The organism is Planctomycetota bacterium (genome assembly GCA_026387035.1).
Lineage (GTDB): Bacteria > Planctomycetota > Phycisphaerae > FEN-1346 > FEN-1346 > JAPLMM01.
Genome location: JAPLMM010000096.1, coordinates 19,702 through 28,539, shown reverse-complemented (window position 1 = coordinate 28,539; position 8,838 = coordinate 19,702). Strand labels below are relative to the sequence as shown.

At 70.2% G+C, this 8,838-nt stretch carries 6 protein-coding genes; all 6 read right to left on the bottom strand.

Translation table 11 applies throughout. From position 1 onward, the window contains the following. Positions 1–450: hypothetical protein (locus tag NTX40_03520; GenBank protein MCX5648155.1), on the bottom strand; the 450-nt coding region annotated here is incomplete at its 3' end. A 312-nt stretch (positions 451–762) separates the two neighbouring features. Continuing rightward, positions 763–4,161 carry an ABC transporter permease gene (locus tag NTX40_03515; GenBank protein MCX5648154.1) on the bottom strand — a complete coding sequence of 1,133 codons (3,399 nt, stop codon included), beginning with the start codon at positions 4,159–4,161 and terminating at the stop codon, positions 763–765. After that, positions 4,158–4,880: an ABC transporter ATP-binding protein gene (locus tag NTX40_03510; GenBank protein ID MCX5648153.1), complete on the bottom strand. Its 723-nt coding sequence runs from the start codon at positions 4,878–4,880 to the stop codon at positions 4,158–4,160. Before NTX40_03510 ends, NTX40_03515 begins: the two co-directional genes overlap by 4 nt. A gap of 2 nt (positions 4,881–4,882) precedes the next feature. Beyond that, positions 4,883–6,178, bottom strand: a complete 1,296-nt coding sequence (locus NTX40_03505; GenBank protein ID MCX5648152.1) for a glycosyltransferase family 4 protein — start codon at positions 6,176–6,178, stop codon at positions 4,883–4,885. 55 nt (positions 6,179–6,233) lie between these two features. After that, positions 6,234–7,406, bottom strand: a complete 1,173-nt coding sequence (locus NTX40_03500) for a PQQ-binding-like beta-propeller repeat protein (GenBank protein ID MCX5648151.1) — start codon at positions 7,404–7,406, stop codon at positions 6,234–6,236. A 145-nt stretch (positions 7,407–7,551) separates the two neighbouring features. Next, the gene (locus tag NTX40_03495) at positions 7,552–8,769 is read right to left on the bottom strand and encodes a PQQ-binding-like beta-propeller repeat protein (protein MCX5648150.1); all 1,218 of its coding nucleotides are present in this window, start codon (positions 8,767–8,769) and stop codon (positions 7,552–7,554) included. Positions 8,770–8,838: the final 69 nt, after the last annotated feature.

Sequence of the window (8,838 nt, the reverse complement as noted above, 5' to 3'; positions counted from 1 at the left end):
CTTGTACCATCGCCGCCAGATCTCGCGCCCGTCGGCCAGCGACAGGCAACGCAGGCAATCCCCTTTCGCCTTCTCGTCGTAATCCAGAAGGTACACCCGGCCCTTGTGCACGGCGGCGCCGGCGTATCCTTCGCCCACGGCAATGGACCACACGACCGGCGGCCCGGCGGCCGGCCACTTCCGCGCCAGACGCACACCCTCCGGGCTGATGCCGTCCCGATTCGGACCGCGGAAGGCCGGCCAGTCGCCCGGCCAATCGGCCGGCTCGCCCGACGACGCCAGAAACTCGCCCGGGAACGACACCTCGAACGCCGCCGGCCGCTCCCCGAACGTCGCCACGCGCTCCTCCAGATCCACCGGCGGGCCGACGCGCAGCCAGCGAGCGACCAGCGCCGCCCCGGCCGCGGACAGAACGATCGCCATCCCCACGCTCACCCAAACACGCTTCATAACGTCCTTCCGCAGGAGAACTTGCGACGCCGCGACATTCTACGCCCCGCACGCTCTTCCGTCACCCCCCTAATTCTACAACGCTATCTCAACGCAGAGATCGCAGAGAGCGCAGAGATAACCTCTTGTTTCACAACGACTTGTCCCGGTGCGCCGGGACCCGACGGCCCGGGCCGGGCGCTATTCCACGCCCCCAACTTCACGCCGTCTCCTTATTCCTTTTGATCCCTTTGACAGTCGTTCTCTGCGTTCTCGGCGCTCTCTGCGTTGAAGAACACAGCGTAGTAGCATTAAACCGACCGGACGGCCCGTTCACTCGTTGCGAAGGGCCGCCAGCAGCGGACCGCCAAGCGCCCATCGGGCCGCCAGGTACGTCCACACCAGGCCGCTCGCCGCCACGCCAAGCACCACAAGTGCAAGCGATCCCCCGGGAACTGGGGCGCCCGGCGATGCGAGCGCCGGCGCGACCGCCACCAGCGCCGCCGCCACCCCGCACCCCAGGCCCAGCGCCAGCAGGCCCCAGTGTTCCCACACGATGAGCCGCTCGATCGCCCCGCGCGAAAACCCCACCGCCCGCAAGAGCGCCAGTTCCCCGCGCCGCTCCAGCACGTTCCTCATCACCACCATCCCCAGGCCGGCCGTCCCCAGGAGGAGGCCCAGGCCGCCCAGCGCCTGGAAAATCGCGAGGTACGTGTTCTCGACCTCGAGGAAGTCGGCCAGGCGTTCGGGCGCCGGCTGGACCGCGAGCCCCGTCGCCGCCAGCGCGCGCGCGAGCGCCCGCGCCACCTCTTTAGATCGCTCCGCCGGCGCATCCACCAGGAACATCCGGTATCCGCTCTCCGACGGAAACTTCTCGATAAACGCTTCCTCCGAAACGAGGAGGCCGCCTTGCAGCATCGACCCGGCCAGCGACCCGACCAGGCGAATCGAAAACGTCCGGCCGCGCTCGTCGGTGTAAGGCAACACATCGCCCACCTTCTTGCCGAGCGACCACGTAATCGTGGCCGCGTCGCCGACGGCCGGAACCGCCTCGTCGCCCGCCCTGTAGTGAGAGATGCTCTCTACTACAGGGCCCGCGCGCCGCTCGAGCAGCCGCCAAGGGTCTCCCGCGGGCGCCCCCTCGACCGTCTTCGCGAACGTGAACCGCGACTCCATCGCCGCCGGCCGAACGCCCACGAGCCTCGGCCGGGTCACACGGTTCAGGTTCAGGCAACTCGCGTCGTCCGCCTCGTGCACGCGCAGGGGGACGACCGCGACCCCTTCCATCGCCGCCGCGTCCAGACCGACCGCCTCCTGCGCTTTAGGGTCGGCGAGGTCGCGGTAGATCGGCAGCGACGCCTCGGCATAGAGCGCGAATCCGCCGGTCCCGGAGCGCCTATCAGCGGCATCGGCCAGCGGGTCGCGGCGATTTGCCCCCACCGCAATCACCAGGAACGATCCGCACGCGACGAGCGCGACCGTCGCCAGGCTCCGCCCGCGCCGCCGCGCCGCGTTCCGCCAGCCCAGCCCGCCGAGTGTCAGCCGGGCCGCCGCACTCGATCGCTCGATCGCCGCCAGGAGCGACCGCGCCAGACCCAGGCCCGCCACGAGAAGCACCGCCCCCGCCGCAAAAAAGAACGCCACCTGCCCCTCGCCGCGCGCCGCGACCACGATGCCGACCATCACGAGCGCCCCCGCCGCCACCGCGAGCGACACCCAGAGCCCCACCCGCCGGCCCCCGCCGCCCGGCGCCGACGGCGCATGCGCGTCCTCCACGTCGCCCGCCAGGAGCGCCCGCGCGGGCCGACGCGCCTGACGCCTCACCCCTAACCAGATCGACCCGAGCGCCACCAACATGCCGGCCGCCACGCCCACGGCCAGTGTCCGCGGCTCCGCGTGATAGGTGAGCGACGGCGTCCCGCCGACCGCGCCGCTCCAGACCGTCGAAAGCGCCACCAGCACCGCCCGCGTGTACCACACGCCGAGGCCCAGGCCCACGAGCGCGCCGACGGCCGCCAACACCGCCCCTTCCGCGAGCAGCAACCGCCGCACCCGCCGCGGCGGAAACCCGAGTGCCAGCAGCGTCCCCACTTCCTCGGACCGCTGCTCCACGCCCAGCGAAAAGAGCAAGCCCATCAGAATCAGCGCCGCCACCAGCAGAAACATGCTCAGGCTCAGGAAGAGTTGCCCGAAGTCCAGCGCCTGGTCGCTCGCCGCGAGCGCCTCGGCCCGCACCGGCCGGAAGAAAAGCCCCACCGCCGACGGCTCCAGGCGCTCCCGAATCCGGTCCGCCAGGGCTTGCTCGGCAGCCGGCGAGGCGGCCCACCGGATTGCCGTCAGGTCCCCGAAACGGTTCGCCCACATTTGCCGCCCAGCGGCGAGCGTCACGAGCGCCTTCGGCGTCCCGCGATGGTCGTCCCAGTAGTCCTCGTCCTTCGGCAAAATCTTCTTCGTGTCAATGAGATCCTGCTGCTCCCAGTCGCGGCAATTCTCTTTGTCCGCGAGGCCCGGGAACCTCGGCATCAGTGTGCGGTCGGCCTCCGGCGGTTCCGTGGGAATAACGGCGCGGACGCGAAAGCGAACCGGCCCGGCCGTCCGCACCGTCCGACCCGGGCCGACGACGTAATAGGTCATCTGGAGCGAGTCGCCCGGCTTCGCGTCGAGTTTCTCCTTAAGCCACGCGTTGATGAGAATCTCGTCGTCCTTCATGTCCGGCGGGACGGGAGACGGCGGCCCGCCCGCCCCGCCGGGGTCGAGCGGTCCCATCGCGGCGACGAACGAGTACGGCACCGACCGCTCGCCGAGGCGAATCTCGTTCACGAGGTACGCGAGGATCCCCATCGCGCCGGGGCCGCGCACCGCCTCAACCACCGCCTGCTCCAGAAAAATGCGCCCCGAATGCAACTCGAGCACGCCTTTCACCGGCCAGTCCAGCGCCAGGTCCGCGTCCGCTCGCCACGTCGAGTCGCCTGCGGCGACCGGTTGCCAGACCTCGCGCAGCACGGCATCGGCGGCCTCGGGCGCAAGCGCCGCCCGTTCCTGCCCGGCCACCAGGAGTATGTTGGCCCGGCCCGGCCGGCCCGCCTTCTCCTGAAGCGCGCCCAGCGGAAGGAACGCATTCGACGGCGGGACGGGATTCGTCTCGAGGCTGAACCGCCCGAGTTGGCCGTCCGGCGCGATGGACGCCACCTTCAGCCACATCACTTCCGAGGCGTCCGCGTCGGTGGAGAGCGGGGCGTCGCGCGCCAGCGCGCTCGGCTTCTCGACGCGAAGGCGGATCATGTCGCCCACCCCCACGCCGAGCCCGCGCGCCGCACGCTCGTTAAGAATCACTTCGCCTTCCGCGCACGGCGGCGCGGCGTCCGGGCCCGCGAGCGACCAGAACGCGTCCTCCACGCCGAGCACCTGGACCCGATTCAGATCGACCCGCGCGTCGCCCTGGCCGCGCGAGGCGCTCCCGCGGAGCGCCAGCACCGGCGCGACCCGCGCCCCCAGGCGGCCGGCCAGGCCGTCGGCCAGCGCCGCGCGGAAGTCCCGGCCCGGAGCCGCCAGCGCCAAGTCCGTCTCGCCGAGGCGCCCGAGCGCCAGCCGCTTCAGGGTGTACGGCACGGAATCGCCGACGGCCAGCGCGCCGACGAGGACGGCCACGCTGACAGCGGCGCCGAGCGCGACGCCCAGGTGCGTCCGCCAATAGAACCGCAGGCTCCGTTGGACGAGCGTGGCCCCCGTCACGCGTCGGCCTCCTTCGGCACGAGCACGCCGTCCTCGAGTTCGAGCGTGCGGCCCATGCGAGCGGCGAGCATCTCGGCGTGCGTCACGACGACGAGCGTCACGCCTTCCTCGGCGTTGAGTTCCGCGAGCAGCGCCATGAGGTTCTCGGCCGTTCGGCGGTCGAGCGATCCGGTCGGCTCGTCGGCCAGGAGGAGCGCCGGCCGATTCACCAGCGCCCGCGCCACGGCGACGCGTTCCCGCTCGCCGCCCGACAACCGGCCCGGACGGAAGGTGAGCCGGTCGCCCAACCCGACCCGCGCCAGAAGCCGCTCCGCGCGCAGCAGCGCTTCCTCCCCGGCGGGACGTTCCGCTTTTTCCGCGCCGTCGCCGCCGACCAGCGTCGGCACCAGCACGTTCTCCAGGACCGTGCACTGGGGCAGCAGATGGTGCAGTTGAAAGACGAAGCCGACCCGCCGGTTCCGAAACCGCGCCAGGTCCGCATCGCTGAGGCCCGCGAGGTCGCGTCCCTCAAAAAGGACGCGGCCGCCCGACGGCCGATCCAGACCCCCCATGAGGTTTAGGAGCGTCGACTTGCCGGACCCCGAGGGACCGACGACGGCCAGGGACTCCCCCGCCGCCACGCGCAGGTTCACGCCCCGCAGGACCTCCGGCCCGCCGTCCGGCCCGCCGGTCTCATACCGCTTGGCCACGTCCACGAGTTCGAGAATTGTTTCCGCCATCGTCACACTCCCGCAATGGTCTGTTCAAGAATCGTCACCATGTTCCGCGCCGTCCGCCGCGCGTCGAACTTCTCGGCGACGGCCCGCCGGCCGCGCTCCGCCATGGCCTGCGCCTTCTCCGGATCCAGTAGGAGCACCGCCAGCGCCTCGGCGAGCGCCGCCGGATCGTTCGGCTCCACGAGCAGTCCGCCGCCCGTTTCCTCCACGAGTTCGACGACTCCCCCGTGCCGGGGCGCGACCACCGGAACCCCCGACGCGAGGGCCTCCAGGACGTACATCCCGTAGGCCTCGGGCCGTTTCGTCGGCACCGAGAGGACCGAGAGCGTCCGCAGAAAATCCTGGCGCTGCGCCCGGCCGAGGTTCGGCAGGAACTCGGCGTCGGCCTCCATGCCCCGCGACGCCAGACGCCGACGCGCGTCCTGAAGCACCGCCGCGTTCCCCGCCGGGTGGCCGCCCGCGGCACGAAGTCTCAGGTTCCGCAGGCCGGGGCGGTTCTTCAGGTCCGCGAACGCTTCGACGAGCGCCCCCAGGTCCTTGTTCGGTTCCGCCGCGCCCAGGAAACCGATCACCGGCGGGTCCGGCCGCGCTTCCGCCGGGCGGTATCCTTCCGGATTGATCCCGTAACGCACCACGGCGACGCGGGAGGGAGGGAGATCCAGCCGGCGGATCATCGCATCGCGATAATAGGAACTGACGGCAACGAACCCATCGACCTCGGCCGCGCAGGCGCGAAGCAGGTCCCACACCGATCCGCGGTGAGTCGGCGGCAACGCGTCGAGGAACGCATCTTCGTCCTGAAGCAGGCAGACGACGGGCACGCCCACGGCTTCCCCAATCGGCCGCGCCAGAGCCGCCAGGAGCACGTTCGACAGGCAGACGACGTCCGGCCGGTGCCGGCCGGCGAGGTATTCGACCAGGCGGCGGACCTCCTTGGCCTGGCGGCCCGCCTCGCCGCGCAGCATCGAGAGCGTCGTCTCGCCCAACTCGTGGGCGCTGGTCATGCCCGCCTTGCGCGACACCCACTCCAGGAGTCTTCGCGAATCGAAGAGGCGGTCGAGCCATCGCGGCGTCTTGCGGAAGAAGGCCGATTTCTGCTGTAGATATACATTGATGCCGCCGAAGAACATCGGCGTCTCTTTGACGGCGGCCTGGCCGTCGGCGAGGAGAGGCAGGTAGAGCGGCACGAGGTCGGCGTCGTGGCCCAGGGCGCGCCAGGCCTCGTTCAGGTCGTAATCGCGCAGGCAGTTCTCGCAGTAGAAGATGTTGCACGTCCCGGGGACGAGTTGCGCGATCTTCATCCGGCCCCCTGCTCCGCCATCCGCCTGACCCACCGCCGCCGCCGCGGCCCGCCCTTCACGGCTTGGCCCCGAAGGCGTACACCGCGCCGTCCTCCGACCCGACGACGATGCGGCCGCCCGCCACGGCCGGCGAACTCGTGACTGCCTCGCCGATCTCGAAGGACCACACCGCCGCGCCGTCCGACAGCCGGACCACGTACACCCAGCCCCCGTTCGAGCCGACGACGACCTTGTCGCCGCAGACGGCGGGGGAACTGTCCACGTCGCCGCGCATCCGCAGCGCCCAGCGCTCGGCGCCGCTCGTGCGATCGAGACAGTGGAGCCGCTGATCCCTCGCGCCGACGACGACGGCCGAGCCGCTCACCGCCGGCGAGGAGTAGAACGCCACGTTCTCCTTCTCAAAGGTCCAAAGCACTTCGCCGGTGTTCACGTCCGCGCAGAGGAACCGCCCTTCGTAGTTGCCGACGTACGCGCGGCCGTCGGCCAGCGCGGACGAGGCGGCGACGTAGGCCCCCGCGTCAATCTCCCTCAGCACCTTGCCGTCCGAGAGCGACACGACGCGAAGGACGGCGTCGCACCCGCCGAACACCGCAGCGCCGTCCGCCACGGCCGGGGCGCCGTTGATGTAACCGGCGGTTTCGCAAGTCCAGACCTTCGCGCCCGTCCTCGAATCCACGCAGTGGAGTCGGCTGTCGTAACTGCCGACGAGGATCCAAAACCCGTCGCCGCCGGCCGCTCGGGTCCAGTTGGCCGCCCCGAGGATCTGGCTTCCCGTCTCGTACTTCCATTTCAAGCGGCCCGTCGCCGCGTCGAGCGCATACAGAAACCCGTCCGTGCCGCCGACGTACACCGTGCCCTCGAGGAGCAGCGGGGCGGCCTCGACGCCGCCCTCCGTCTCGTAGGCCCAGACCTTGCCGCCTCGGACGAAATCAATCGCGTAAACGCATCCGTCGTCGGAACCGACGAAAACGCGCCCGTCGCCGATGACCGGCGACGATTTGACCGCGCCGCGCGTCTCGAATCGCCACACCAGGTCGAGGCGGTCGGGCAAAGTTCCCACGGCCAGGCCGGCGAGCGCCGGCTGGCCGTGGAACATCGGCCATCGCGCTTCTTGCAGTGCCGCGAGCGTCGGCGCCGACTTATTTTCCCCCGCCGCGGGCGGACCGTCCTCGCCGCAACCCGCAGCCACGAGGGCGAGCGCCATCGCCGCCGACCAGAGCCTCCGCACCCCTCGCCTGGACCCATCCCGTCCGACGTGCCGCAACTCGCACCTCCGCAGCCGCCCTTAGAGGCTGTTTCAATTTCCTCTCCCCCGGCGGGAGAGGGGGGTTATGAAACAACCTCTTAGCCGGATGACGCGTTTCGCCGGCCGGCTATTTCGCGCGGACGTCGACGCAGACGATCTTGCCCTCGTGGTTGCGACAGTAGATGCGGCCGCCCGAGAGCACAGGCATCGTCCAGCAGGTTTTTTCGAGGACCTTCGCGCGTGCCAGTTCCCGGTAGGCCGCGGGCGAGGCCTCGGCGACGACCAGTTCGCCCCTCTCGCTGATGACGATCAGTTTTCCGTCGGCCAGCATGAGCGCTCCGGTTCCCAGGCCGCCCTGCTGCCACTTGCGTTCGCCCGTCTGGAAATCGAGGCAGACGAGTTTCCCGCCGCCGTCCACCTGGCCGTCGAAACCGTACAGGCGCCCCTCCCAGAGGATGCAACCGTTGGCGTGGTTCCGCATGTTCTTATTCTGATAGATTTCCTTAAAGCCGCTGTCGCCCAACTCCAGGAGGACGCACCCTTTGTCGTACCCCGACGAAAAGAAGACGCGATTGCCCTGGACGATGGGCGTGGCGACGTTGACGCCGTAACTGGTCTCCCACCGCAGGCGCGCGAGTTCCTTTCCGTCGGCCGCCTGCCGGAGGATCGGGCCGAACTCCGGAAAAACCGCCAGGAGCGTTTTCCCGCCGACCTCGAACACCGTCGGCGACGAGTAGCCCGCCTTGTCCTCCCCGCTTTTCCACACCAGCGCGCCGGTCTGCTTGTTGAGCGCGAGCGTCGGGCCGGCATCCAGAATGAGCCGGTCGCCCAGAACGAGCGGCGAGCAGGCGAAGCCCCACTGCTCCGGCTTCGCGCCGAAATCCTTCGGCAGATGTTTGCCCCAGATGGGGTTGCCTGACGCGGCGTCCAGCGCGAGGAGGTGCCCTTCGCGGCTCAGGGTGTAAACCACTTTGCCGTCCACCGTCGGCGTCGCGCGCGGGCCGGGATGGTCTCCCTCGCCGCACGGATAGGACTTGCGCCAGACGATCTCGCCGGTGTCCGCATTCAGGCAGAACACCGTGTCGTTCTTGTCCGCGTTGCCCATGGTATAGACGCGCCCGCCGACGACGGCGAACGACGAGTAGCCCGCGCCGACGTCGGCGCGCCAGAGGACCTTGGGCCCGCCCTCGGGCCACTGGGTCCGCCAGCCGGTTTCTTTCGAGATGCCGTCGCGATTCGGTCCGCGCCATTGCGGCCAATCGTCCGCGCGTAACTCGCCTGCCGCCCAAGTCACCACCAGTGCCGCCAGCCCCATCACCACCGCCTTCCGCCTCGCCGTTCTCATAGATTCTCCGATCGTTCCCCCCTGTCGCCAGCCGTCCAAGACCATCATAAGGTCGGCGCGGCCTCCGAG

Excerpts from the sequence above, each read along its gene's own strand:
- NTX40_03505 (MCX5648152.1), bottom strand. The coding sequence starts at position 6,178 with ATGAAGATCGCGCAACTCGTCCCCGGGACGTGCAACATCTTCTACTGC.
- NTX40_03510 (MCX5648153.1), bottom strand. The coding sequence starts at position 4,880 with ATGGCGGAAACAATTCTCGAACTCGTGGACGTGGCCAAGCGGTATGAG.
- NTX40_03495 (MCX5648150.1), bottom strand. The coding sequence starts at position 8,769 with ATGAGAACGGCGAGGCGGAAGGCGGTGGTGATGGGGCTGGCGGCACTG.